Source organism: Klebsiella sp. 7-CIP_Kleb. (assembly GCF_050378655.1).
Taxonomy (GTDB): Bacteria; Pseudomonadota; Gammaproteobacteria; order Enterobacterales; family Enterobacteriaceae; genus Klebsiella; species Klebsiella quasipneumoniae.
On sequence record NZ_JBNRLJ010000002.1, the window covers coordinates 451,231 to 477,174 of the forward strand.

At 54.7% G+C, this 25,944-nt stretch carries 24 protein-coding genes and 2 pseudogenes; 12 read left to right on the forward strand and 14 right to left on the reverse strand.

Going from position 1 to position 25,944, the window contains the following annotated elements:
- Window positions 1-128 precede the first annotated feature (128 nt).
- On the forward strand, window positions 129-392 hold the full coding sequence (locus ACQUTI_RS09785) for a GrxA family glutaredoxin (protein ID WP_002896352.1): 264 nt from the start codon (window positions 129-131) through the stop codon (window positions 390-392).
- Window positions 393-398: 6 nt separating this feature from the next.
- Here the strand turns inward: ACQUTI_RS09785 and ybjM are convergent, their stop codons facing one another.
- Entirely contained in the window at window positions 399-782 is a 384-nt protein-coding gene (ybjM, locus tag ACQUTI_RS09790; RefSeq protein ID WP_004201325.1) for an inner membrane protein YbjM, read from the reverse strand.
- A gap of 267 nt (window positions 783-1,049) precedes the next feature.
- Here ybjM and ACQUTI_RS09795 point away from each other — a divergent pair, with 267 nt between their 5' ends.
- Complete coding sequence (locus ACQUTI_RS09795; RefSeq protein ID WP_004179131.1) at window positions 1,050-2,735, forward strand: aspartate:alanine antiporter; 1,686 nt, start codon at window positions 1,050-1,052, stop codon at window positions 2,733-2,735.
- Between the two features lie 230 nt (window positions 2,736-2,965).
- Here the strand turns inward: ACQUTI_RS09795 and ACQUTI_RS09800 are convergent, their stop codons facing one another.
- From ACQUTI_RS09800 to ACQUTI_RS09820, 5 genes and pseudogenes are all read right to left on the reverse strand, one after another.
- A complete protein-coding gene (locus ACQUTI_RS09800) occupies window positions 2,966-3,748 on the reverse strand; it encodes an FRG domain-containing protein (protein WP_155009356.1) in 783 nt (260 codons plus the stop codon).
- Between the two features lie 371 nt (window positions 3,749-4,119).
- The gene (locus tag ACQUTI_RS09805; protein ID WP_155009355.1) at window positions 4,120-4,359 is read right to left on the reverse strand and encodes a hypothetical protein; all 240 of its coding nucleotides are present in this window, start codon (window positions 4,357-4,359) and stop codon (window positions 4,120-4,122) included.
- Window positions 4,360-4,499: 140 nt separating this feature from the next.
- Window positions 4,500-5,072 (reverse strand): annotated as a pseudogene (locus ACQUTI_RS09810) (hypothetical protein); the annotation flags it as partial.
- A pseudogene (locus ACQUTI_RS09815) lies at window positions 5,049-5,495 on the reverse strand (phage regulatory CII family protein); the annotation flags it as partial. The pseudogenes ACQUTI_RS09815 and ACQUTI_RS09810, both read right to left, overlap by 24 nt.
- 32 nt (window positions 5,496-5,527) lie before the next feature.
- Complete coding sequence (locus ACQUTI_RS09820) at window positions 5,528-5,749, reverse strand: regulator (protein ID WP_155009353.1); 222 nt, start codon at window positions 5,747-5,749, stop codon at window positions 5,528-5,530.
- A gap of 143 nt (window positions 5,750-5,892) precedes the next feature.
- Between ACQUTI_RS09820 and ACQUTI_RS09825 the strand changes: the two genes are divergently transcribed.
- The 3 genes from ACQUTI_RS09825 (at window position 5,893) to ACQUTI_RS09835 (ending at window position 9,081) form a co-directional block, all read left to right on the forward strand.
- Window positions 5,893-6,450, forward strand: a complete 558-nt coding sequence (locus ACQUTI_RS09825) for a phage repressor protein CI (RefSeq protein ID WP_155009352.1) — start codon at window positions 5,893-5,895, stop codon at window positions 6,448-6,450.
- Between the two features lie 16 nt (window positions 6,451-6,466).
- On the forward strand, window positions 6,467-8,053 hold the full coding sequence (locus ACQUTI_RS09830) for a hypothetical protein (protein WP_428923249.1): 1,587 nt from the start codon (window positions 6,467-6,469) through the stop codon (window positions 8,051-8,053).
- 71 nt (window positions 8,054-8,124) lie between these two features.
- The gene (locus ACQUTI_RS09835; protein WP_277449046.1) at window positions 8,125-9,081 is read left to right on the forward strand and encodes a phage integrase; all 957 of its coding nucleotides are present in this window, start codon (window positions 8,125-8,127) and stop codon (window positions 9,079-9,081) included.
- Between the two features lie 218 nt (window positions 9,082-9,299).
- Here ACQUTI_RS09835 and ACQUTI_RS09840 read toward each other — a convergent pair whose 3' ends face one another.
- On the reverse strand, window positions 9,300-9,863 hold the full coding sequence (locus tag ACQUTI_RS09840; RefSeq protein WP_122542891.1) for a TetR/AcrR family transcriptional regulator: 564 nt from the start codon (window positions 9,861-9,863) through the stop codon (window positions 9,300-9,302).
- Window positions 9,864-9,945: 82 nt separating this feature from the next.
- Between ACQUTI_RS09840 and ACQUTI_RS09845 the strand changes: the two genes are divergently transcribed.
- Entirely contained in the window at window positions 9,946-11,148 is a 1,203-nt protein-coding gene (locus ACQUTI_RS09845; protein WP_017900139.1) for an MFS transporter, read from the forward strand.
- The gene (locus ACQUTI_RS09850; protein WP_017900140.1) at window positions 11,148-11,960 is read left to right on the forward strand and encodes a Cof-type HAD-IIB family hydrolase; all 813 of its coding nucleotides are present in this window, start codon (window positions 11,148-11,150) and stop codon (window positions 11,958-11,960) included. Before ACQUTI_RS09845 ends, ACQUTI_RS09850 begins: the two co-directional genes overlap by 1 nt.
- 38 nt (window positions 11,961-11,998) lie before the next feature.
- Here ACQUTI_RS09850 and kdeA read toward each other — a convergent pair whose 3' ends face one another.
- Complete coding sequence (gene kdeA / locus ACQUTI_RS09855; protein ID WP_004201293.1) at window positions 11,999-13,231, reverse strand: multidrug efflux MFS transporter KdeA; 1,233 nt, start codon at window positions 13,229-13,231, stop codon at window positions 11,999-12,001.
- 326 nt (window positions 13,232-13,557) lie between these two features.
- Between kdeA and ybjG the strand changes: the two genes are divergently transcribed.
- Entirely contained in the window at window positions 13,558-14,151 is a 594-nt protein-coding gene (gene ybjG / locus ACQUTI_RS09860; RefSeq protein ID WP_048294431.1) for an undecaprenyl-diphosphate phosphatase, read from the forward strand.
- Window positions 14,152-14,253: 102 nt separating this feature from the next.
- A complete protein-coding gene (gene deoR, locus ACQUTI_RS09865) occupies window positions 14,254-15,012 on the forward strand; it encodes a DNA-binding transcriptional repressor DeoR (protein ID WP_004151717.1) in 759 nt (252 codons plus the stop codon).
- Between the two features lie 53 nt (window positions 15,013-15,065).
- Here deoR and dacC read toward each other — a convergent pair whose 3' ends face one another.
- On the reverse strand, window positions 15,066-16,268 hold the full coding sequence (gene dacC, locus ACQUTI_RS09870) for a serine-type D-Ala-D-Ala carboxypeptidase (RefSeq protein ID WP_004201290.1): 1,203 nt from the start codon (window positions 16,266-16,268) through the stop codon (window positions 15,066-15,068).
- A gap of 255 nt (window positions 16,269-16,523) precedes the next feature.
- On the opposite strand from dacC, the gene ACQUTI_RS09875 reads away from it, so the two are divergent.
- Window positions 16,524-17,150 (forward strand): glutathione S-transferase family protein, encoded by a 627-nt coding sequence (locus ACQUTI_RS09875; RefSeq protein ID WP_017900142.1) that lies wholly within the window; start codon window positions 16,524-16,526, stop codon window positions 17,148-17,150.
- Between the two features lie 2 nt (window positions 17,151-17,152).
- Here ACQUTI_RS09875 and ACQUTI_RS09880 read toward each other — a convergent pair whose 3' ends face one another.
- Window positions 17,153-18,262: a PQQ-dependent sugar dehydrogenase gene (locus ACQUTI_RS09880; protein WP_004201287.1), complete on the reverse strand. Its 1,110-nt coding sequence runs from the start codon at window positions 18,260-18,262 to the stop codon at window positions 17,153-17,155.
- 115 nt (window positions 18,263-18,377) lie between these two features.
- Window positions 18,378-18,761 carry a biofilm formation regulator BssR gene (gene bssR, locus ACQUTI_RS09885; protein WP_004201285.1) on the reverse strand — a complete coding sequence of 128 codons (384 nt, stop codon included), beginning with the start codon at window positions 18,759-18,761 and terminating at the stop codon, window positions 18,378-18,380.
- A 377-nt stretch (window positions 18,762-19,138) separates the two neighbouring features.
- On the opposite strand from bssR, the gene ACQUTI_RS09890 reads away from it, so the two are divergent.
- The gene (locus ACQUTI_RS09890; RefSeq protein ID WP_080935889.1) at window positions 19,139-20,380 is read left to right on the forward strand and encodes an oligosaccharide MFS transporter; all 1,242 of its coding nucleotides are present in this window, start codon (window positions 19,139-19,141) and stop codon (window positions 20,378-20,380) included.
- Window positions 20,381-20,615: 235 nt separating this feature from the next.
- Complete coding sequence (gene rimO, locus ACQUTI_RS09895; protein ID WP_004141985.1) at window positions 20,616-21,941, forward strand: 30S ribosomal protein S12 methylthiotransferase RimO; 1,326 nt, start codon at window positions 20,616-20,618, stop codon at window positions 21,939-21,941.
- 530 nt (window positions 21,942-22,471) lie between these two features.
- Here rimO and gsiD read toward each other — a convergent pair.
- The 3 genes from gsiD to gsiB form a co-directional block, all read right to left on the reverse strand.
- The gene (gsiD, locus tag ACQUTI_RS09900) at window positions 22,472-23,383 is read right to left on the reverse strand and encodes a glutathione ABC transporter permease GsiD (RefSeq protein ID WP_117263372.1); all 912 of its coding nucleotides are present in this window, start codon (window positions 23,381-23,383) and stop codon (window positions 22,472-22,474) included.
- A 1-nt stretch (window position 23,384) separates the two neighbouring features.
- Window positions 23,385-24,305 carry a glutathione ABC transporter permease GsiC gene (gsiC, locus tag ACQUTI_RS09905; protein WP_032455765.1) on the reverse strand — a complete coding sequence of 307 codons (921 nt, stop codon included), beginning with the start codon at window positions 24,303-24,305 and terminating at the stop codon, window positions 23,385-23,387.
- A gap of 72 nt (window positions 24,306-24,377) precedes the next feature.
- Window positions 24,378-25,919: a glutathione ABC transporter substrate-binding protein GsiB gene (gene gsiB / locus ACQUTI_RS09910; protein WP_004886272.1), complete on the reverse strand. Its 1,542-nt coding sequence runs from the start codon at window positions 25,917-25,919 to the stop codon at window positions 24,378-24,380.
- Between the last annotated feature and the right edge of the window lie 25 nt (window positions 25,920-25,944).

Sequence of the window (25,944 nt, forward strand, 5' to 3'; positions counted from 1 at the left end):
TAGTACGACATTTATCAAACATAGCCGTAAACCATCGAAGCAAAAGGCAGAACCTGCTTTCCCTCACCGGCCAATGCAGGCATCATAAGCGCCATTCGCCATCCGGCTGAGGTTTAAGGAGAGAAGCAATGTTTACCGTTATTTTTGGTCGTCCAGGCTGCCCTTACTGTGTTCGCGCCAAAGAGCTGGCCGAAAAACTGACCAACGAGCGTGATGATTTTAACTACCGTTACGTGGATATTCACGCCGAAGGCATCAGCAAAGCTGACCTGGAAAAAACCGTCGGCAAACCGGTTGAAACCGTACCGCAGATTTTCGTCGACCAGAAACACATCGGCGGTTGCACCGATTTCGAAGCCTGGGCGAAAGAGAACCTTGGCCTGTTTGCCTGAGTAAATTCATTTGCTCGATGAATGACTGCGCCAGGTATCAAGCCAGGCGCAGATAAACAAAAAGCACAACGCCCCCAGCGCACACCAGAACACCGCGCTCAGTACCCACGCCATCTCCTGCCAGAACGTCCGGTGCGTGACGAAAAACAGCCGCATCGTCACCATACAGACCGGCGCCGCCAGCATCGCGCCGAGCAAAGGACGCAGCACCCGCCGACCGGGAGAGAGACAGCTCGCCGCCGCTCCTGGCAGCAAAAAGAAGAGCAGGCCCAGCTCCGGGTTGCCGCTGGCGCGAAAGGCCCCTTTCATATGTAACAACAACGATAAGCACACCACAATGAACAGAACGAAGCCACAGATAATGCCGGCCCAACTACGCTCAGATTTCACCGTATCCTCCTGATGTTGCCTCTAACTCACGTCCACGTCGCCCAGTCAGATAAAGCATTTCGGCAATCCATGCCAATAACTCCCCTGCCAGCCTGAAAACGATTGTCACTAGCCGCCGCATCCAGGAAGGATTAAACTAGCGGGTATATTTTTGCTGGTTATAACAGGGTGCCAGAATAGGTTCGCGACAACGCGAACGCCTGAGCAACCTTAGACCAAATAACCATTTCCTTCAACAACTTACTAGTAAACGAGAAGTTGGCTTTCGTGAATATAAACGTCGCAGATTTGTTAAACGGGAATTACATCCTGTTATTATTCGTTGTACTTGCATTAGGACTATGCCTGGGAAAACTGCGTCTCGGCTCAGTACAACTTGGTAATTCCATTGGCGTTTTAGTCGTTTCTCTATTATTAGGTCAGCAGCATTTCGCGATTAACACCGATGCCCTTAATCTCGGCTTTATGCTGTTTATTTTTTGCGTCGGCGTGGAAGCCGGTCCTAACTTTTTTTCGATTTTTTTCCGTGACGGGAAAAACTATCTGATGCTGGCACTGGTGATGGTCGGCAGCGCGATGCTGATCGCCATGGTGTTGGGTAAAGTGTTCGGCTGGGATATCGGGCTCACCGCCGGTATGCTGGCGGGGGCGATGACCTCCACCCCGGTGCTGGTGGGCGCGGGGGACACTCTGCGCCATTTCGGCCTGCCCAGCGATCAGCTGGCGCAGTCGCTTGACCATCTGAGCCTCGGCTATGCCCTGACCTACCTGGTTGGTCTGGTGAGCCTCATCGTCGGCGCCCGCTATATGCCCAAGCTGCAGCATCAGGATCTGCAGACCAGCGCCCAGCAAATCGCCCGCGAGCGCGGCCTCGATACCGATTCCAAACGTAAAGTTTACCTGCCGGTGATCCGCGCCTATCGCGTCGGCCCGGAACTGGTGGCGTGGGCGGATGGCAAAAATCTGCGCGAGCTGGGCATTTATCGCCAGACTGGCTGCTATATCGAACGCATCCGCCGCAACGGCATTCTGGCCAACCCGGACGGCGACGCGGTGCTGCAGATGGGCGACGATATTGCGCTGGTGGGCTACCCGGACGCGCACGCTCGCCTCGACCCGAGCTTCCGCAACGGTAAAGAGGTGTTCGACCGCGATCTGCTCGACATGCGCATCGTCACCGAAGAGATTGTGGTTAAGAATCACAACGCCGTCGGCCGCCGCCTGGCGCAGCTCAAGCTCACCGACCACGGCTGCTTCCTGAACCGGGTTATTCGCAGCCAGATCGAGATGCCTATCGACGACAACGTGGTGCTGAACAAAGGCGACGTGCTGCAGGTCAGCGGCGACGCCCGCCGCGTGAAGACCGTAGCCGACCGCATCGGCTTTATCTCCATTCACAGCCAGGTGACCGACCTGCTGGCCTTCTGCGCCTTCTTTATCGTCGGCCTGATGATCGGCATGATCACCTTCCAGTTCAGCTCCTTCAGCTTCGGCATCGGCAACGCCGCCGGCCTGCTGTTCGCCGGCATCATGCTTGGCTTCCTGCGCGCCAACCACCCAACCTTCGGCTATATCCCGCAGGGGGCGCTGAACATGGTGAAAGAGTTTGGCCTGATGGTGTTTATGGCCGGGGTCGGGCTCAGCGCCGGGGCCGGGATCAATAACGGGCTGGGCGCCGTCGGCGGCCAGATGCTGGCGGCAGGGCTTATCGTTAGCCTGGTGCCGGTGGTGATCTGCTTCCTGTTTGGCGCCTATGTGCTGCGCATGAACCGGGCGATGCTGTTCGGCGCCATGATGGGGGCGCGCACCTGCGCCCCGGCGATGGAGATCATTAGCGATACCGCGCGCAGCAACATTCCGGCGCTCGGCTATGCGGGCACCTACGCCATCGCCAACGTGCTGCTCACCCTCGCCGGGACGCTCATCGTGATCATCTGGCCGGGGCTACAATAAATTTTTTGCGAAAAAAGCCGCCACAGGTAGAACTTTTTCTCAGGGCATCAGTCATAAGTAATGCCACTGCTTTTCTTTGATGTCCCCATTTTGTGGAGCCCATCAACCCCGCCACTTCGGTTCAAGGTTGATGGGTTTTTTGTTGCATGGAATTCAATTCATTATAAGTCAAACACTTAGATACGAGCTTAACTATAAGTGGCGACAAAATGGCGGCAGAGTATTTCTCATTACCATCGTTCGTTGTCCCAGCGCCCATTCTTTTCTGTATTGGCATGGCAGAATCCATCAAGATCAGGGAAGAGAGTAAGCTGACGAACATCAAAAGTACCTTCTAGAAGCCTTAAAAACTCTTCTTTCATACTTGCCGTGATAGCAATTGGAAGATAGGCCTCTTCTGAGTGATCAAAATCGAGACTTCCCATTGGGTCATCACTTACGATGCTATACATAAATTGCGCACTTTGAGCTGCAATTCTTTTAGTTACCGCTGGAGGCTCCCATGTTGTAGCACCACCATTGCTTATCCCTTTCTCAAATATCTGATCATAGTTGCGCTCCTCTGTTTCTCCTTCCTGCCCATATATAGAATCTGAATGAATCCCAAACAGCAACCCTGGCTTTCCTCTTTCTGATTGGCAAGCGAACCACAATGCAACCAGCATATTCCTTGAAAAATCTATTAAACGAGTAGCTGCACCATGGTGTTGAAGCTTAGCAAGTACTTCGAAATCAGCTAGACGTCTTCCCTCTTCATACCCATAACCCTTGTGGCGAGCTTTTCTTAACAACTCAACCTCGTAGTTTCTCATTCTTCGCTCAGAGACATTACGGTGAGTAAACTTCAACCGTCTATAAGCAGCACTGTGAATCGCCCAATCAACGTTTCCCTGCCCTCTCCACATATAAACATTCATTCGGTTAGCTGCATGTTCTTCTGTTATTTCAATTAGTTGCCCTAAATTCTTGGGCGCTTTGATTCTTCCAAATAATTTCGTTTCAATTGAATCCACTGCTGTATCCCCAATAGTGGTGGCTATTACTTTTAGAACAAGCTAATTCTTTCTTTACATAGCAGGCTAGGCATTTGTATAAACATATCTAACCTGTTTTACGCTTCAAGGTTCCCCTTCGCTGGGTTAACCTACTAAACAAATGGTTATGAATCTATATTGGTGCAATTTTTACCGCCGTCGCCTTGAGTTTGACAGCGTCAAAGTATCTGCTCTAATCGTTACCACATTTTTCAGTGGTTGAAATATATCCTTCTTCCATGAAACCCGTACCAGTTCTAGCATTGCGGGTTTTTCTTGCTTATCAAATTTTTCATTATTTGATCCTACCGATTCACCTAAAAATATTTTTATCCTTATTTATCAACTAGTTAAAAATATATTAGATCCTCCGCAGATCCATAAAACTGAAAAAAACTGAAATTCTTTTCAATCTTTTCAGTTTTGGATTTCTGGTAAGCCGCCAGCACTGGCGCGGTGCGGCGACCTGGTTTGTAGAAAAATAAAACTGAAAAATTTTTATGATCCAGAAACCGCAGGCGGGTGCGGTGTAGCGCCGTTTTCGTCACGGAAAGATTTATTTTGTCAGGCTCACACGCTGCCAGCGCCATGCTGTGCGCACGATCTGTTTTGCATGTTGCGGTGGATTGTTTAGCCGCGAAAAGACCGCTGCGGGCGTTACGCAGCGTTTTATGGGGGGCATAAAAAAACCCGCATTACGCGGGCTTTAATTCTGGCTGGGGTAGAATGGTTACTGGCCAATCACAGGCGAGTACTTACCGTTAAGCTGATCGGCTTTCTGGCCAGCGCCACGGATAGCGCCCGCATTCGTGGGGGCCCCCGTATTACTGTGGGTATGGCTGGCCGTCTGTTCCGCCAGCTCCTTTAATACGTCAAGGGTATCCAGCATCAGCTGTGCCACGTTGATACTGCCGGAACCAATCCACACCACCGGCGCAATTATTTGCTGCTGAATCGCCGCCACACTTTTGCGAATTTTCCCGATCTGTTCAGTCAGATCCCCGCCAGCATGCATTGTACGATTACCGGCAATTCTGGTTTCAGCATTACCGCTGACACTGGCCAGCCAGTTCCCTTTCACCGCCTGGCTGTAATCTCCGGCGCTCACCTGCTGAATGGCACCGGCCATCAGCGTGGCGGTACCCAGCACGCGAGTGTTATCCGTGGCTTTGATTGTTGTGTCACGGCTGACCAGTTCACGGCTTTCCGTATCGGCCTTGATAACCCTGGTCATTGACGATTCATCAATGGCTTGATCGGTCTGTCTCACCCAGTCACCGGCCTGCGTAATACGGCTTTCAACGGTATAAGCCAGCACGGAAAGGCTGCGGATGGCATCGCGGGCGCGATCAAGGATTTGAGTTCGGCGGGCGGAGGTCATGCACTCCGTTGATACGGCTTCCCCAGCGATCGCACCGACACTGGCGGTGGCGGTCAGGGCACAAAACTGCATGTTCGCTTCAGTGGCGTTATTGACCGGAACGGAAGGAAGGCAGTTAATCTGCCCCAACATCCCATCCAGTAAACGCGCATCTTCGGTGTAATCGGTAATTGCCAGTAGCTCGTCACAGGTCAGACGATGCGGTTGAACCGGGTTCAACTTATTGCGCAGGATCTGGGGACGCATACCAACGGCAGTGGCCACATCTTCAAGATTGTGGGACAGCGCAAACGCTCGGCAAGCTGCATCAAAATGAGCATGTTTGGAAGTTTGGTAATCAAACATAGTAACCGTCTCCTAAAGATTTCAAAATCGAACTAAGAGATAACTACGTTGCTATTTGAGAGCGCGTCGACAGTCATTGCTGCGATGTTAATCATTACTTTTTCACGCTTTTTATCTTTGCGAAGACGATGTCTTATTAGGCGTCCATCAGCCAGCATGTCATTTATGGTTTCTACAGACAGCCCTGTAAGTTCGCTATAGCGTTCAATGGTCACATGAGGAGTTGCGATTGAGATTGAAATGTGTTGGTTCATGATGCATGATTCCATGTTGGCCAGCTTGTGGTGAGCAAGGTTAACGAGTGTTATCTGGTGAAGATTCCAAATGGAACCATCAAGTGCGAGATTACGATCGCTTTTGGAATCAGTCAAGAAGGATTAGACTCCAAGGGGAATCAATGGATTTTAATAGTGGCGGGCGTAAAGCCATAGAAAGGTTGGTAGAAGCATATGGTTTTCATACAAGACAGGCTCTAGCTGATCACCTTGGGGTATCAAAAAGCACTTTGGCCACAAGATATATGAGAGATATTTTCCCTTCTGACTGGGTAATTACATGTGCCCTGCAAACAGGTGCATCTCTAGCTTGGCTCGTTGAAGGGAAAGGGCCAATGTTCGATATCGGGAAAACGGATATTCTGAGGCTAAAAAAGGAAAAAGTAATTGGTGGAAATTTACTAGATTCCGGAACTGTTTATTTTGATAAAACTATATTACCTCTCAACATAACTTCTCCAATTATTTTGGAAGAAGATAACAACTTATATGTTGCTGATAAATCATTCAATGAAATAGTAGATGGACAATGGCTTATTAGCATCGATGGTAAATACAGTATTCGAACTGTTTCTCGCATCCCTAACAACAACATTCGCGTAACAAAAGGCGAAATAACTTTTGACTGCCCAATCGATGATCTGCACTTTACCGCCATCATAAAAAAATCCTTTATATGATAAAAGGGAATTAATAATGACATCAGAAACCTACTCGCTTGTAGATACAGCATTAAAATATGCTTTATGGCCTTTTCTGTTAATTTTAATTATTGTTTTATTTCGCAAACAAATAAAAGAATTTTTAAACACATTAAATTCCGCAAAAAAAGTTAAGCTAGGTGTTGATGGTTTTTCTTTTGAAACAAATACAGACAATCCAATTATAAACAATGAAGTTAATGATGAGAATGGGAAACTAGATCCACCTCCCATTATTAAAGAAAAAGAGATTGAGAAAACTTACTGGTATTTATCTGTAAACGACTTGTTAAAAGACAATAAGATCCAAGAGGCAAAAACTGAGTTTGAAACATTCGTTCGAGAGCACAAGGACACTATTAATTATGATGCCGAGTATGCTTTTTTTTCATATCTTTTATACCAAACAACAAAAGATGAAAACATACTGGATGATTTATTACTGAACATAAAACAGTCCAAAGAGCCAAATATTAAAAAAGAATATGTTAACTCATACATATATTGTCTTAATCTTACACTTCAATACACTAAAGCAATAAGTTTTTTAAAAAAAATAATTTCTGAAACCGATGATTTGAAAATAAACTCGGCGTACATAATTTCACTTTCAAAAATCTACTTATCAAGTCTTGATATAAATAAGGGGGAAAGTGAAATTATAAAACTAATTAGAACTCTTTCCAACGATGATATAGAAAAATTCGAAGATGAACTTTTCCTTGCTTATCTTCAGCTAGCTGAAATTGAGAAAACGAAAGATGACAAAATTAATTATGCCCTGTGTCTCGATAAGGCACTAGAATTTAAACCTTCAAACGAAAGCACTCTATTTTCTGCAGCCTATGAATCCAGTCAGTTGAACTTTTTGGATTCATTGGCTATTTCTAATTATTCTCACCTTGAAAATCTCGCTCCGAAAAATGATGCTGTAATTAACAATCTAGGAGTTGCAGCCAATAAATTAGAACTGAAAATTATAGCGTGTGATTATTATAGAAAAGCTAAAGACTTAAACAGTTCAATTTCATACTCGAACATTGGCTATAAATTATTGGAGGCTGGATGTGCAAAAGAGGCTGAAGAGCTTGCAAGAGTAGCGATCACGTTTGCCAATCCCGACAAAAATAACTATGAATTACTAGCAAAAATAAAAAAAGACACTGAAGAAGAGCATGTTAAATGGCAAAAACACAAAACAAAATCCAATGAAAAACAAAAATTCATTAGAAACTATGTCGGTAGAAAATATAATTCACAAAATCAGTTTCCAACAAATCAACTTTGGATCGATGAAAAAGAAAGACAAGTTAAGATCGCAATTACAGAAAAAAGTATAGCCATTACATGGCAAGATCCAATTAAAGATATTAAATTTTACGGTTCAATTAGCAATACAACTTTAAAAGGAATCTACATTTCATCACCGCTGCAATCGCAAACTCTATTAGGCGGTGGCGATAAAACGATAACCGCTCACTGCGTTGGATATTATGATGAGAAACTATCTCAAATAATTATATCAGCAACAGAGTCTGACAGTGACTTAAAAATAATACTCAAGAAAAATGACAATGTTTGAGTTGCTAATTAACATACATTAACACTGTATACATATCCAGTAAAAATATCCTACTGATGGAGGACATTTTTATGACTGTGCGAAAACTTATCTCAGGTAAATGGATTTGTGAATGCTACCCCGCAGGGCGTAGCGGGAGACGTGTGCGTAAGCAGTTCTCCACAAAAGGTGAAGCTCTGGCTTTTGAAAGGCATGCTATGGCAGAGGCTGAATTGAAGCCTTGGATGAGTGAATCGATTGATCGTAGGACTCTAAAAGACATAGTTGAACTCTGGTACAAACTACACGGTAAATCTCTTTCAGCTGGCAAGCATGTTTATGACAAGCTTCTCTTGATGGTTGATGCTCTAGGAAACCCACTTGCTACGGATCTCACTTCTAAAAGGTTCGCTCACTATCGAGATAAGCGCCTAACTGGCGAAATCTACTTTAGCGAGAAGTGGAAAAAAGGAGCCAGCCCCGTAACAATAAACCTCGAGCAGAGCTATCTAAGTGGTGTTTTTAGCGAGCTTACCCGACTCGGTGAATGGGCTGCGCCAAATCCACTTGAGAATATGCGTAAGTTCACTATCGCAGAAAAGGAAATGGCTTGGCTAACTCATGAGCAAATCACTGAACTTTTGTACGACTGTTCTCGTCAATGCCCTCTGCTTGCATTGGTTGTTAAAATCTGCCTGAGCACAGGAGCTCGCTGGCGTGAGGCGGTGAACCTGACACGCTCTCAGGTCACCAAATATCGGATCACATTTGTTAGAACCAAAGGCAAAAAAAATCGTAGCATTCCAATAAGCAAAGAGCTGTATAACGAAATCATTGCTCTCGACGGTTTTAAGTTTTTTACAGACTGCTATTTCCAGTTTCTGTCAGTCATGGAAAAAACTTCCATTGTTCTCCCTAGAGGGCAGTTAACACACGTTCTACGTCATACTTTTGCTGCACACTTTATGATGTCCGGAGGAAACATACTTGCCCTTCAGAAAATCCTGGGGCATCACGATATAAAGATGACCATGCGCTACGCTCACTAGGCCCCTGACCACCTTGAAACAGCCCTGCGATTTAATCCGTTGGCTACGCTTCCAAATGGCGACAAAGTGGCGGCAGCTATTGGCATTTCTCCGTAATCACCACTCCTTATCACTGACCTAACTCATTGATTAAATTACAAGTCATTATTTTTTCTAACCCATTTACATAAATGGGTTTTTTGTTGCCTGCGTTTAGCCATCCCGGGTAAAACACCGCCTCAGCGCCCCTCTTGCTGCGCCCTCTCCCCCGCCAGCTGCCCGACCATCATGCGGATCGCCGCCTTCGACAGCGGCGCGCGGTCGGTGACAAAGTGCAGGGTCATCCCTTCAATAAAGGCGTCGAGGCCGCGGGCGGTGTCGGGGGCAAACCACTGCTCCAGCGTCTGCTGGCTGCGCCGCATCCAGTTCTGCATCACCGCCTTCAGCGCTGGCTGGCTGCTACAGAACGCATACAGCTGGTACATCAGCTCCATATTGCGCGCCGTGGTCACCTGGGCGCTGAAGATCAGCTCCGAGATGGCATCGCAGGCTTGTTGCCGGTTCGCTACCCCGGCGAAGCTTTGCTGATACTGCGCAGACATCTCGGCGGTAAACAGGCTGAACGCCTCCTCGATCAGCGCCTCGATGCCGCTGAAATAGTAGGTCAGCGACCCCAGCGGCACATTCGCGCAGGTGGCGATTTTACGGTGCGTCACCGCATGGACGCCGTGCGCCGCGATGGTGTCCAGCGTCGCCTGCAGGATGCGCTCGCGGCGCTGCGGATCGTTCGGTCTACGGGCCATGATTTTCCTCTTCCGGTTTATGTACAAATGTACACATGCTTGCTACTGTTGTCTTCATTCTTCTCCTTTAAGGCGTTTACGGATGACGACGCAATCTTCGCGCAGAGCGCTCCAGCTTCGACTGTGGGCGCTGTTTATGTTCTTTTTCATCCCTGGCTTATTAATGGCCTCCTGGGCCACCCGCACGCCGGCGATCCGCGATCTGCTGGCGCTTTCTACCGCAGAGATGGGCGTCGTGCTGTTTGGCCTGTCGGTGGGGTCGATGAGCGGTATTCTCTGCTCGGCGTGGCTGGTGAAGCGCTTTGGCACCCGCAAGGTCATCCGCACCACCATGTCCTTCGCCGTACTCGGCATGCTAGTGCTCAGCCTGGCGCTGTGGCTTGCCTCCGCCCCGCTGTTCGCCTTCGGTCTGGCCATCTTTGGCGCCAGCTTTGGCTCGGCAGAGGTCGCCATTAACGTCGAAGGCGCGGCGGTTGAGCGGGAGATGAATAAAACGGTGCTGCCGATGATGCACGGCTTCTACAGCTTTGGCACCCTGTTCGGCGCCGGGGTGGGCATGGCGGTGACCGGGTTCGGCCTTCCCGCCGCCCCGCATATCCTGGCGGCCGCGCTGGTGGCCATCCTGCCCATCGCCATTGCTATCCGTGCCATTCCGGAGGGTACCGGTAAAAATGCCGCCGAAGCCGCCCACGGCGAGGCGAAAGGTCTGCCGGTATGGCGCGATGCGCAGCTGCTGCTTATCGGGGTTATCGTCCTGGCGATGGCCTTCGCCGAAGGCTCAGCCAATGACTGGCTGCCGCTGCTGATGGTGGACGGCCACGGCTTTAGCCCCACCTCCGGCTCGCTGATCTATGCCGGCTTCACCCTCGGCATGACGCTGGGCCGCTTTACCGGCGGCTGGTTTATCGATCGCTACAGCCGGGTGACGGTGGTTCGTGGCAGCGCGGTGATGGGCGCTCTGGGCATTGGCCTGATTATCTTCGTCGACAACCCCTGGGTGGCGGGCATTTCGGTGCTGCTGTGGGGCATTGGCGCCTCGCTCGGCTTCCCGTTGACCATCTCCGCCGCCAGCGATACCGGTCCGGATGCCCCTAAGCGCGTCAGCGTGGTGGCGATTACCGGGTATCTTGCTTTCCTCGTCGGGCCGCCGCTGCTGGGCTTCCTCGGCGAGCATTTCGGCCTGCGCAGCGCCATGATGGTGGTGCTGGGCCTGGTGATGGTGGCGGCGCTGGTCGCCCGCGCGGTGGCTAAGCCACAGTCTGAACCCGTTATGGAGAACAGCTAATGAGCATCAAACTGATTGCGGTGGATATGGACGGCACCTTTTTAAGCGATGCCAAAACTTACAACCGGCCGCGCTTCCTCGCCCAGTATCAGCGGATGCGCGAGCAAAACATTCGCTTCGTGGTCGCCAGCGGCAACCAGTACTACCAGCTGATCTCCTTCTTCCCGGAGATCGCCCACCAGATCGCCTTCGTTGCGGAAAACGGCGGCTGGGTGGTGAGCGACAATGAAGACGTCTTCAACTGCCAGCTGCCGGTTCACCATTTCAACGCCGTGGTCGACCATCTGCAGACGCTGCCGAATATCGAAATCATCGCCTGCGGGAAGCGCAGCGCCTACACCCTCAACCGCTACAACGACGCGCTGAAGACGGTGGCGGCGAAGTATTATCACCGCCTTGAACTGGTGGATGATTTTAACCATCTCGATGACACCATCCTCAAATTTGGTCTCAACGTGCCGGACCGCCTGATCCCGGAAATTCAGCCGAAGCTGCACGCGGCGCTGGGGGACATGGTGACAGCGGTAGCCACCGGCTACGGTAGCATCGACTTAATTATCCCGGGGGTGCACAAAGCCAACGGCCTGCGTATTTTGCAACAGCGCTGGGGTATTGAAGATCACGAGGTGGTGGCGTTCGGCGACAGCGGCAACGATATCGAAATGCTGCAGCACGCCGGATTTGGCTTCGCCATGGCCAACGCCCGGGAAGACGTCAAAGCCGTCGCCCGCTATCACGCGCCGCACAATAACGAAGAGGGTGTTCTGCAGATTATCGATAAGGTATTGGATCGCGAAGCGCCATTCGCCTGATAAGACCCGGATGCGAGCGCATCCGGGTTTTCAACCGGTTATCCCTGCTGCGAATTGCCGACGCTTTTATCTTTCAGGAAGTAGATCATCAGCCCCAGCCACAGTACACCGCCCAACAGGTTAAACAGGCTGAACAGCCCGTTGCCGCCGAGCTCGTAAGCATGTTTGCTGAGCTCGATGCCGACGGTGAAGATCAGCATCTGCAGCATCCCCATCGCCGCCGAAACCGTGCCTTTGCTCATCTCGCTGGCGAACAGGGTTAAGCGCACCAGGCCGGCGTTCGCCAGGCCAATCCCGAAGGCGTAGAAGCTCAGACCGGCGGTCATCCACAGATAGGCGTGGGAAGAGACCACCGTCGCCGCCGCGGAGAGGAGCAGGCCAAACACGATCGGCCAGCCGCCCATGATAATCAGCGAGCGCACGGTACGGCGCGAAGTCAGGCGCGCCAGCACTAGGTTGCCGGCAATCAGCGCGCCGAAAATCGGCACCTGCAGCATGCCATACTCATAGCTTGTCGCCTGTTCGCCGCTGATAATAATCACCGGCGACTGGGCGATCCACGCCAGCAGCGGCAGGCTGACAAAGCCGGTAGCCAGCGCGCCGGCGACGAAGCGCAGGTTCTTCAGCACCAGCCGATAGTCGCGGCCCAGCTCTTTGACCGACAGCTTTTCACCCAGTCGCGTCGCGGTTTCCGGCATCGCCCGCTGCAGGCCGACAAACGAGATAGCCGCCAGCACGGCGAACAGCACGAACATCATCTCCCACGGCAGGATATGCACCCAGGCGGCGCCCACCAGCGGCCCCAGCAGCGGGGCAATCAGCGCCACATTGGCCATCAGGGCGGTGATTTTAATACACACCGCCTCCTCAAAGGACTCCTGGATCGCCGCGTAGCCGACCGCGCCGATAAAACACAGGCTGATCCCCTGCAGGAAGCGCAGCAGGGTGAACTGTTCAATGGTCTGCGCCAGCAGCGTCGCCAGGCAGGTGACGATAAACCACACCACCCCGGTCAACATCACCGGACGGCGGCCAATACGGTCCGACAGCGGCCCCAGCAGCCACTGTAGAAACATGCCGCCGGCCAGATAAGCGGTCATCGAGGTGGGTACCCACTCGTTGCCCACCTGAAACTCCTGAACCACGGCCAGCATACCCGGCTGGATCATATCGTTGCCGATATAGGTGGAAAACTCGTACAGCACCAGACATAGCGGGAACAGCAGCGCCTGCCTTCCGAGGCGGCGACCTGAAAGCGAATAATTTTGCATGAAATCTCTTATCTATCAAAAATCGCGCAAAGTGTAATGAAACTCCCGGCGCGGAGATAGTGAATTGTGGGTGACACCGCACAATATTGCGAGTTGCGCGCCAGCATCAGGGCTCGCCTTAGCAATTCACTCTGCGTATATATTCCGTTTATGTTTCAGCCATGTGACAAAGGATATACTGACGCTTTTCAGGGGGTTAGCGCCGCACCTCAGAAGGCGACATTTCTTAACAACCTGATATTTAAGACAATACTGCTTTATCTCCGCACCGCTTTTATTTAGGGTAAGCGGCTTATTTGCTATCGGACCAACGAGCCTGGAAGTCTATGCTGGAAAATATTAACTACGCGCTGTTCGCCCTGCTCAACGCGACCCCGGCCTCGCCGCAGTGGGCCATTGAGGTGGCGATTTTCATCGCTAAAGATCTAATTCTGATCGTGCCCCTGCTGGTGGTGACCTTGTGGCTGTGGGGGCCTGCCCAGCGGCAGATGGTGTTTAAGCTGATGCTGGCGCTAACCATCAGCCTGACCGTCTCATGGGCGATCGGCCACCTCTATCCGCACGATCGGCCGTTTGTCGCTGGCGTGGGCTATAACTTCCTACACCACGCGGCGGACGATTCCTTCCCCAGCGACCACGGCACCGTCAGCTTTACCTTTGCCCTGGCCTTCCTGTTCTGGCACCGCGTCTGGTCCGGCGCCCTGCTGATGGCCCTTGCCGCCGCCATCGCGTGGTCCCGCGTCTATCTCGGCGTCCACTGGCCGCTGGACATGGTCGGCGGCCTGCTGGCCGGGATGTGCGGCTGCCTTGGCGCGGCGCTAATCTGGCATACTGTCGGCTCGGCGCTGTACCGTCAGCTGCAGCGCCTCTATCGCCTCTGCTTCTCCCTGCCGATCCGCAAAGGCTGGGTGCGCGGCTAAACGCCGACCGTCGCGGCGGCGAGCGCGTGACTAACCCGCAAGCGACAGGTAAAATCCCGCTAACGCCCTGCCTCCGCAGGGCGATTTTAGCGCAGAGGGAATATGGAAACTCGCCGTGACGAACGCATCAGTCAGCTCATTCAGGCACTCAAGCGCAGCGATAAGCTGCATCTGAAAGAAGCGGCCTCCCTGCTCGGGGTGTCGGAAATGACCATTCGTCGCGACCTCAACGGCCACAGCGGTCCGGTCGTGCTGCTCGGCGGATACATTGTGCTGGAGCCGCGCAGCGCCACCCATTACCTGCTCAGCGACCAAAAAACCCGGCTGGTCGAGGAAAAACGCCGCGCCGCCCGCCATGCGGCCGCGCTGCTGGAGGCCCATCAGATGGCCTTCTTCGACTGCGGAACCACCACCCCGTGGATCATCGACGCCATTGACGACGCCCTGCCCTTCACTGGCGTCTGCTACTCCCTGAACACCTTTCTGGCCCTGCAGGAAAAGCCCCAGTGCCGCGCGGTCCTGTGCGGTGGGGAATTTCATGCCAGCAACGCGATTTTTATGCCGCTGAGCCTTGAGGATACCCTCAGCCATCTGAGCCCTGACATCGCCTTTTACTCGGCGGCGGGCATTGACTGCGAGCAAGGGGCAACCTGCTATAACCTGGAGGAACTGCCGGTCAAGCACTGGGCGATGCGACACGCGCGCTACCACGTGCTGGTGGTAGACCACAGCAAGTTTGGCAAAGTGCGTCCGGCGCGCATGGGGGCGTTAGCGAAGTTTGACGTGATCGCCAGCGATATCTGCCCGGATGATGAGCTGGTGGCGCTGGCGAAGGCACAGCAGATCTCCCTGCTGTATTGAAGCGTCACTATAGAAGCGTAACTGACCGCGCCCCGCCGGGCGCGGTCATGGCATCAGGAGAACCAGCTGCCGAACCAGCCGTGCAGTTTCATCAGTACGAAGTCGATCATCCGGCTGAAGAAGCCGCCCTCTTTCACCGGCTCCATGACGATCAGCGGGCGCTGCTCGATGGTTTTATCATTCAGCTTAAAGTCGATAGTCCCGACCACCTGCCCCTTCTCCAGCGGCGCGGTAAGCTGCGGCTGGTTTAAGGTGTAGCTGGCTTTCAGGTTTTTCAACTGCCCCTTCGGCAGGGTGATAGAGCCCGCTTCGCCAGCCCCCAGTTTCGCTTCGCTGCTGTCGCCAAACCACACGCGCTGAGTGACGAAGGTGGCATCCGGTTTAATCGGCGTCACGGTTTCATAGAAGCGGAAGCCCCAGGTCAGCAGTTTTTCTGACTCGTTAAAACGAATGCGGTCGGTTTTGGTCCCCAGCACCACGGCAATCAGACGCATATCGCCCTGCGTGGCCGAAGAAACCAGGTTATAGCCGGCCCCGGCGGTGGTCCCGGTTTTCACGCCATCGGCGTTGAGGTTGGTGCTCCACAGCAGACGGTTACGGTTTGGCTGACGAATTTTATTAAAGGTGAACTCTTTCTCTTTATGTACCGCGTACTCTTCCGGTACATCGTGGATCATCGCTTTGGTCAACAACGCCATATCGCGAGCGGTACTGAACTGCCCCGGCGCATCAAGGCCGTGAACGGTCATAAAGGTGGTGTTGGTCAGCCCCATTTTTTTGGCGTAGCCGTTCATCAGGCTGACGAAAGCATCCTGGCTGCCCGCCACGTAGTCCGCAATGGCAATGCTGGCGTCGTTACCGGACTGAATGATGACCCCTTTGTTCAGATCTTCCACGGAAACCTGCATGCCGGGCTTGAGGAACATCACCGATGAGCCGCGCAGCGCCGGGTTGCCGGTCGCCCAGGCATCGCGCCCGACGGTCACCATATCGGTCAGTTTAATTTTTCCCGCTTTTATCGCCTGCCCCACCACGTAGCTGGTCATGATCTTCGTCAGACTGGCCGGGTCGAGTTTTTCATCGGCATTGCCTTCGCTCAGCACCTTCCCGCTGGCGTAGTCCATCAGGATCCAGGCGCGAGCGTCAATCGAAGGGGCGTCGGGGAGTTGTTCTGCAGCCTGCACCGCAGGTGCGACAAGAAATAACAGCGCGCAACCTGCCGCGAGGCCGCGAAGGGAAAAAGCGTCATGCATCATAAGAGCCACCCAAGTATCCTTTCCAAACAAAATATGCCGCGCCACTCTGACCGCGCCGCAGCAACCGGTGAGTAAAGCGTACAAATGACCTTAAAGAAACAGCGAGTTGGTAAAGTTTTTAAAGTTTACGCAATAACATGCCGCCGTGCTTTAATCAGAACAATTTTTTTGATCGTGATTGCCTAAATATTAACTTTATCCCAACATGATCGCCGATCGCGCTGCAACGGCAGTGAAACAAACTCAGGAGCGAAAATGATTACACTGTGGGGACGTAATAATTCGACCAACGTGAAGAAAGTGCGCTGGGTGCTGGAGGAGCTGGATCTGCCGTATGAGCAGATCCTCGCCGGGCTGGAGTTTGGTCTCAATCATGACCCGGAATATCTGGCGATGAACCCCAACGGGCTGGTGCCGCTGTTAAAGGACGATGCCACCGGGGTGGTGTTGTGGGAATCAAATACGATTATTCGCTACCTTGCCGCCCAGTATGGCGTTGACCGTCTGTGGCTGGCCGCGCCGGCGCAGCGCGCGCAAGGCGAAAAGTGGATGGACTGGTCCAACGGCACCCTCTCTCCCGCCCATCGCCCGGTGTTAATGGGCCTGGTGAGGACGCCGCCGGAGCAACGCGACCCGGCGGCCATAGCCGCGGGGATCAGCGCCTGCGAAGCGCTATTCGCCATGCTGGATGACGAACTGGCCAAAATGCCGTGGCTCTCTGGCGAGCAGTTCGGCCTTGGCGATATTGCCGTCGCCCCCTTCGTCTACAACCTGTTGTCGATCCTCGACAGCTGGCAACCGCGGCCCCATCTGCAGCGCTGGTATCAGCAGATTAGCCAGCGTCCCGCCTGGCGCGAAGTGGTGCAGATCCCGGTCACCTGACGCTACTTCTCCGGACTCAGCCGCAATAGCTCGCCGTTAGACTCGTCGGTTAACACATACAGATAGCCGTCGGGTCCCACGCGAACGTCGCGGATACGTTTCCCGCGCGCCTCCAGCAGGCGCCCCTCCTCGCGGACCTGGTTGCCGTCCACCGCCAGGACAATCAGCGACGTCTCCTTCAGCGCGCCGATAAACAGCTTATGTTGCCACTGGGGAAAGGTCTGCGCCGCGTAGAAGGCCATCCCGCTTACCCCGGGTGAGACCGGCCAGACATACAGGGGAGGCTCGGTTCCCGGAACCGTTTTGCCCCTGGCCTCCGGAATGGGCAGGCCACTGTAGTTAATGCCGTGCGTCGCCAGCGGCCAGCCGTAGTTTTTTCCCGCCTGCGGGATATTAATTTCATCCCCGCCGCGCGGGCCGTGCTCGTTCAGCCACAGCGCCCCGCTCCACGGATTTATCGCCATCCCCTGTGGGTTGCGGATGCCGTAGGCCCAGATCTCCGGCCTCACGTCGGCCCGGCCAACAAAGGGATTATCCGGCGGCACACCCCCGTTCTCCGTCAGGCGGACCACTTTTCCCTGCAGCTTGTCGAGATCCTGAGCGGTGGGACGCTGATTGTTCTCCCCGAGGCCAATAAAGAGATGCCCTTTGCCGTCAAACACCAGCCGGCCGCCAAAATGATTGCCGACGGAGAGTTTCGGCTGCTGGCGAAACACCACGGTGAAATTCGTCAGTTGAGTGGCATCCTGGCTCAACTGCCCGTAGCCCACCGCGGTGCCCGCTTTGCCGCTGGCGTCGCTTTCCGCATAGCTTAGCCACACCCGCCGCGACTGCGCGAAATCCGGGGCCAGCGCCACGTCCAGTAAGCCCCCCTGGCCGTTGGCCCACACCTGCGGCACGCCGGCTATCGGCGCCGACAGGCCTTTACCCGGCTGCCAGCGCTTGAGCTCGCCGCCACGCAGGGTAATCAACATGCCCTGGTCGCCGGGGAGAAATGCCAGGCTCCACGGATGGGCCAGCCGGTTCTGCAATACCTCCACCCGCGCCGCGGCCTGGCTCAGGGCCGGCAGCGACAGGGCGCTCAATAGCAACAGCAGCGGGATCGGACGCATGGCATTCTCCTTTCGTCAGCTCTGCGCTAAAGGGTAGCCAGCGGGGAAATTTGCGCGGGGATTTTTACATAACCTTTAACAGGGGAAGCATCCACTTCCCCTGGGTTTCAGCCGATCAGGCATGAGGAATTGGCGACAATTTATTCAATTTATGAATATTTGAAGTCAATCCTGTCAGACAGCGTTCTAGCTTCTCTACGTTAACAGCGATGTACAGCGGACAATCATGATGCCCGCTCATCAGGCATACTGCAGCGGCGGCGACGGACTCGCCGGCCAAACGAAGGGCATCCTTTTCCTCCGGTGAAATGACATGCTGCAGGCGCGGCGCCTGGGCACGCATTTCACGGCAAAGCTCAAACAAGTTTTCACGCAGATGGTCATTTTCGCTGACTGACATGTAGCCTTTGGCCTTCCGCAGCTGCAGATAGGCGTCAATATCGATATTGGCGTTAATGAGCTTCTGCAAAAGGTGGCGGTATAGTCTGTCAACGGTCATCACGGTTCCTCCTCTGTCGTCCTTTACCCTATCCATGATACGGTTATTTTTTGTACAAAATGATGCGCCAGGTCAATTATTCCCAAGACTTTAACACCATTTACAATTTGACAACCTTGCCGCTTTGTCAGGTCTATAACAAAAATAATGTAATACGATCACATTTAATTTCGCAAAGAAACAAAATCGCTATCATCGCTATTAAGTGGCCAAAATAGTGCTGCAATGATCACATTATATCGCAGACTCTATTGCACGATCGTCAGCCAGAGTGCCATAACAAATCATTAATGTAATACGTATAACATTTAATAAAAACAGCGACCGCGGCCGCGGTTCGCTGATAATCTCTCTGCCCGTTTGTAAGGAACTGAACCATGACGTCCGGTAAAAGAAACTACCTTCTGTTGAGTCTTTTCGATTTCCTCTACCTGTTCGCCTGGTCGTCGACCATGGCTTTCTTTGTCATTTGGACCACCCAGCATCTTGGCATCAGCGCCACGAAAACCGGCCTGCTCTACTCGGTAAACGCCTTTATCGCCCTGCTGATGCAGCCTTTCTTCGGCTTTATTTCCGACAAGTTCGGCCTGAAAAAACGGCTTATTTGGCTGCTGGTCGCCCTGCTCCTGCCGGTAGGCCCCTTCTTTATCTACGTTTACGCGCCGCTGCTGATGCACAGCTTCTGGATTGGCGCGCTGCTGGGGGGGATCTATCTGGGGATCATCTTTAACTCCGGCTGCGGGGTGATCGACTCTTATATCGATAAGATTTCCCGCCGCTACCAGTTCGAATACGGTCGGGTGCGGATGTGGGGCTCGTTAGGCTGGGCGGCAGCGGCCTGGATCGTCGGTAAATATATCGACAGCAATCCCAATCTGGCCTTCTGGCTCGCCAGCCTCGCCATCGTCATCGCCGCCGTCTGCTTTATGCTGACCAAAATCGAATTAACCGACGCCGATGTAGCGCGAAGCGAATCGCTGAAGGTCTCCCATGCCCTCGAGCTGGCGAAGAATGGTCAGTTCTGGATGCTGCTGCTCTTTACCCTGTTCGTCACGCAAATTTATGACACCTACGATCAGCAGTTTGCCCAGTACTTCTCGCAACAGTTCCCGACGCCGGAGGAAGGCAACCGCTGGTATGGGATCCTCGCCTCCATTCAGGTTTGCGGCGAAACGCTGTTCTTATGCCTGATGCCGTGGTTTGTTAACCGGACCGGCGCCAAGTGGGCGCTGATCATTGCCGGGCTGATCATGTCGGTACGTATTGTTGGTTCGGCGGTGCCTCTCGGACCGGTGTGGATTGGCGCAGTAAAAATGATGCATGCCCTGGAGAAACCGTTAATTCTGGTGTCGGTCTTTAAATTCATCGCCGCCAACTTCGACCACAAGCTCTCTTCGACAGTCTATTTACTGGTGCTGTTTGTCGCCTCGATCGCCACCGCCATTTACTCCCCGCTGGCTGGCTATCTGTACGATACCATTGGCTTCGCCGACACCTATCTGATCCTCGGCGGCATCGCCGGGCTCTTTACTTTGATCTCTGTCTTCACGCTGCAGGATAAGCGCGAGCCGAAAAAGCCCGGCGCCGCCCCCTCCGGAGCCGTCACCCCGGCGCAATAAGTCTCTGCCCGGCAGCAACGCCGGGCGTGAATCGCCGCCTGCGCGCACGGCTTGCCGGAAGCGTTTCCCGCCCCTCTGCTCCGGGGCGTGCGGGATCCGCTTTAGCGGCAGGGGCATGAAAGGCAGGGCTGGGTGCGCTTTTTCACCATTAACCGTGACGGAGCTATACTCTTTTTCGCAAAGATCTGTAGAATTCCTGCCCTGACCATTCCAATAATTGAACACTTTTTAAGCTATGAGCAATGTCACGCACCAGCCGAAAATCGGCTTCGTCTCCCTGGGCTGCCCGAAAAACCTCGTGGACTCAGAGCGTATCCTGACCGAACTGCGCACCGAAGGTTATGACGTCGTCCCTACCTACGACAACGCCGATATGGTGATCGTTAATACCTGCGGCTTTATCGACAGCGCTGTGCAGGAATCGCTGGAAGCGATCGGCGAAGCGTTGAAAGAGAACGGCAAGGTGATCGTCACCGGCTGTCTCGGCGCAAAAGAGGATCAGATCCGTGAAGTGCACCCGAAGGTGCTGGAGATCACCGGTCCGCACAGCTATGAGCAGGTGCTGGAGCACGTCCACCACTATACGCCAAAGCCGAAGCACAACCCGTTCCTGAGCCTGGTGCCGGAACAGGGCGTTAAGCTGACGCCGCGCCACTACGCCTACTTAAAAATTTCTGAAGGCTGCAACCATCGCTGCACCTTCTGCATTATTCCGTCCATGCGCGGCGACCTAGTGAGCCGTCCGATTGGCGAAGTGCTGGCGGAAGCCAAACGCCTCGCTGACGCTGGCGTGAAAGAGCTGCTGGTGATTTCGCAGGACACCTCCGCCTACGGCGTCGACGTCAAGCACCGCACCGGTTTCCACAACGGTATGCCGGTGAAGACCAGCATGGTCAGCCTGTGCGAAGAGCTGGCGAAGCTCGGCATCTGGGTGCGCCTGCACTATGTCTACCCGTACCCGCACGTTGACGATGTGATCCCGCTGATGGCAGAAGGCAAAATTCTGCCGTACCTCGATATTCCGCTGCAGCACGCCAGCCCGCGCATCCTGAAGCTGATGAAGCGTCCAGGTTCCGCTGACCGTCAGCTGGCGCGCATCAAGCAGTGGCGTGAAATCTGCCCTGATCTGACCCTGCGCTCCACCTTTATCGTGGGCTTCCCGGGGGAAACGGAAGAAGATTTCCAGATGCTGCTCGACTTCCTGAAAGAGGCGCGTCTCGACCGCGTCGGCTGCTTCAAGTACAGCCCGGTTGAAGGCGCCACCGCCAATGAGCTGGCGGATCAGGTGCCGGAAGAGGTGAAAGAGGAGCGCTGGAACCGCTTTATGCAGCTGCAGCAGCAGATCTCTGCCGAGCGTCTGCAGGAAAAAGTGGGTCGCGAAATCCTGGTGCTGGTGGATGAAGTTGATGAAGAAGGCGCCATTGGCCGCAGCATGGCCGACGCCCCGGAAATCGACGGCGCGGTCTACCTGAACGGCGAAACCCGCGTTAAGCCGGGCGACGTGGTGCGGGTGAAAGTCGAGCACGCCGACGAATACGACCTGTGGGGAACCCGGGTCTAGTCCAGCTTCCCGGATAGCGGCTTAGCGCATTCCCAGCCTACGGGGTCCTCCCGTAGGCTCCCCCCAGGCCCCCGCAAGCGCAGCGCTGCCAGGCAAGCGTTGATGACCTTCCAGGCAACCCTGTTGCGCCGTTATTTTGCCGGGTGGCGCTACGCTTACCCGGCCTACGTTCGTACGACCTGTCGTTAATTTATTCACCTTTGTTGCTGAAACTGCCGATGCTGGCGGCCTCAACATCGCTGAGACGTTCCCGGAAGGCCGGGGCAGCCCGCATGGATGCGGGCTGAGGGCCGTGTTTTGCACGGACGCTGCCTCGGCCCGACCCGAAGCCTGCAGGGATAAGTCGAAGGCACCACGCAGTGGCGATGTTGCTGGCCGGAGCCCGGGGGTACAGGGGGCGGCGGCGACTGGCCGCCCCCTGTGCGCTCCCTGCGCTATGAGAGACATAACGCAGAAGATTAACCGGGAGCGCAATGTGCGCTGAAGCCACAAATAATATAAAGCACCGCACGGCGGTGCTTTCCCTCACCCTACCCCTTTAACTTCGGATCCAGCGCATCGCGCAGGCCATCCCCCAGCAGATTAAACGCCAGCACGGTCACGAAAATCGCCACCGCCGGAAACAGCGCCACGTGCGGGGACATCACCATATCCGCCCGCGCCTCGTTGAGCATCGCGCCCCACTCCGGCGTGGGCGGCTGCGCGCCGAGACCGAGAAACGACAGACTGGCCGCCGAAATAATCGATACCCCAATGCGCATGGTGAAATAAACCACGATCGACGACACCGTCCCCGGCAGGATGTGGTGGAAGAGGATGGTGGAATCGCTGGCGCCAATGCTGCGCGCCGATTCAATAAAGGTCTGCTGCTTTAATACCAGGGTGTTGCCCCGCACCAGCCGGGCGAACGCCGGGATCGAGAAGATCGCCACGGCGATAATCACGTTGGCCATCCCGCTGCCCATGACGGCGACCACCGCGATCGCCAGCAGGATCCCCGGAAAGGCGAACAGCACGTCGCACAGACGCATAATCAGCCGGTCCCACCAGCCCTCATAGTAGCCGGCCAGCAGCCCAAGCACCGTGCCGATGGCCGCGCCAATCAGCACCGCCAGCACCCCGGCGGCCAGCGAGATCTGCGCCCCCACCAGCACCCGGCTGAAAATATCGCGCCCCAAAGAGTCGACACCGAACCAGTGCACCAGCGAAGGCCCCTCGTTAAGCCGGTCGTAGTCGAAATAATTTTCCGCATCGTACGGCGCTATCCATGGGGCGACGATGGCCACCGCAATCAGCAACAGCACGAAAATACCGGCGCCCATGGCCACCGGCTGACGCCGAAAGCGCCGCCAGAACTCATGCCAGGGGGTATGGATTTCGCCGGGCCTGATGCCCGGCATGGCGTTCAGCGCCGCCTGCCTTCTCCAGTTAAGCAATCGCACCTTACTTATACCTGATAGCCGGGTTTATGGCCGCGTACAGCACATCCACCACTAAATTGATAAGAATAAACTCCAGCGAAAAGAGCAGCACTTCCGCCTGAATCACCGGGTAATCGCGCATTTCTACCGAATCGACCAGCAGTCGCCCCAGCCCGGGCCAGTTGAAGACCTTCTCCACGACGATCGAGCCGCCGAGCAGGAAACCGAACTGCAGCCCCATCATGGTGACCACCGGGATCATCGCATTGCGCAGACCATGCTTGAGCACCACCCGCGTTTCGCTCACCCCTTTCGCCCGGGCGGTACGCATATAGTCTTCATGCAGCACATCGACGAACGACGCGCGGGTAAAGCGCGCCATCACCGCCGCCACCGCCGCGCCGAGGGTCAGCGACGGCAAAATATAGTGCCGCCAGCTGTCGGCGCCCACCGTCGGCAGCCAGCCCAGCTCAACCGAAAACACCTGCATCAGCAGCATGCCGAGGGCAAAGGCCGGAAACGAAATACCGCTCACCGCCAGCGCCATTCCCAGACGGTCAGGCCAGCGATTGCGCCACACCGCCGCCGCGATCCCCGCCGCCATGCCAAACAGCACCGCCCAGCTCATGCTGGCCAGCGTCAGCCACAGGGTGGGCATAAAGCGGCTGCCTATCTCACTGGCAACGGGACGCCGCGAGGCCATGGACATGCCAAAATCGCCGCGCAGCACGTTGGTGATGTAGTGCCAGAACTGGACGTGCAGCGGCTGGTCAAGTCCCAGCTGCTGGCGCACCATCGCCACCACCTGGGCATCGGCCTCTGGTCCGGCAATCAGCCGCGCCGGGTCGCCGGGCAGCATATGGACGAAGAGAAACACCAGCACCGCGACGATTAGCAGGGTGGGGATCAGCCCCAGCAGGCGCTTAATCACATAGTTGAGCATCGTACCTCCACAACCCGCCCCGCGGAAAAACCGCCCTCCGCCCACTAGCGCCGGAGGGCATCATCTCGACCTTCACGGTGTTAAATCTGCCTGTTCGAAGCTGAAGCCGGTGTCCGGCTGGATATAAAAGCCGGTGAGGTTCTTGCTGTGGGCGGAGACCAGTTTCTCCACCACCAGCGGCACCCACGGCGACTCTTTCCAGATAATATCCTGCGCCGCTTTGTAGAGTTTGGTTTTCTCTTGCGGATCGGTGGTTTTCAGCGCCTCGCTCAGCGCGCTATCCACCTGCGGGTTGCTGTAAAAAGCGGTGTTGAACAGGGTCGGCGGCCAGTTTTGAGAAGCAAACAGCGGCGAAAGCGCCCAGTCGGCTTCGCCAGTGGAGGCGGACCAGCCGGTATAGAACATCCGTACCCCGCTCTCTTTCTGCCCTTTACCTTCCACTTCCGCCGCCCGCTGACCGGCGTCCATCGCCGTCACTTGCGCCTTTATGCCCACCTGCGCCAACTGCTGCTGGGTAAACTGCAGCACTTTCTGCGCGGTGCTGTGGTTATGTGACGACCACAGCGTAGTGCTAAACCCGTTGGGGTAGCCGGCCTCTTTTAGCAGCTGGCGCGCTTTCGCCGGATCGTAAGGCCACGCGGGGTAGCTCTGAGCGTAGGCAATCGATGGCGGCACCACGCCGGTCGCCGGGGTGGCATAGCCGGCAAACGCCACCTTGACCAGCGCCTGGCGGTTGATGGCGTAGTTGATCGCTTCGCGCACCTTCGGATTATCGAACGGTTTCTGCGTCACGTTCATGCTGATGTAACGCTGCATGATCGACGGACTGGCCACCAGCTCCAGTTTGCTGTTTTTCGCCAGCAGCGGCGCCTGCTCGTAGGGGATCGGGAAGGCAAACTGCGCCTCGCCGGTCTGCAGCATCGCCGCCCGGGTATTGTTATCGACCACCGGTCGCCAGGTAATGGAATCCAGCTTCGGCAGCCCCGGCTGCCAGTAGCCATCGAACTTGCTGACCTTCACGAAGTCGGTCTGGTTCCAGGTATCGAGCTTATACGGCCCGGTGCCCACCGGGTGGAAGCCGATATCCTTGCCATATTTTTTCAGCGCCGTCGGCGAAATCATCGCCGTCGCCGGATGGGCGAGAATATTAATAAACGCCGAGAACGGCTGTTTGAGGGTGATTTTCACCGTGGTCGGATCAACCGCCTCGGTGCTGGCGATATTTTTATACAGGTTATAGCGCTTGAGATGGTTTTCCGGGTTGCTGGCGCGGTCGAGGTTAGCCTTGACCGCCTCGGCGTTAAAGTCGGTGCCATCCTGGAATTTCACCCCGCTGTGCAGCTTGATGGTGTACACCAGGCCATCCGGCGACACGGTGTAGCTCTCGGCAAGGACATTTTGCAGCTTCATCTCTTTATCAAGGCCGAACAGGCCTTGATAAAAGGACTTCGCCACCGCCTGCGACAGAGTATCGTTAGCATCATAGGGGTCGAGCGTCGTGAAGTTAGACCCGACCGCCACCACCACATCTTTGGCAGCAAAAGCGGGGGCGCTCGCCAGGGCCGCCGCGATACTCAGCGCCAGCCACCATTTGCGTGAAACAGGTTGTGTCATCGTGTTCTCCTGAAAAGGTGCGTTA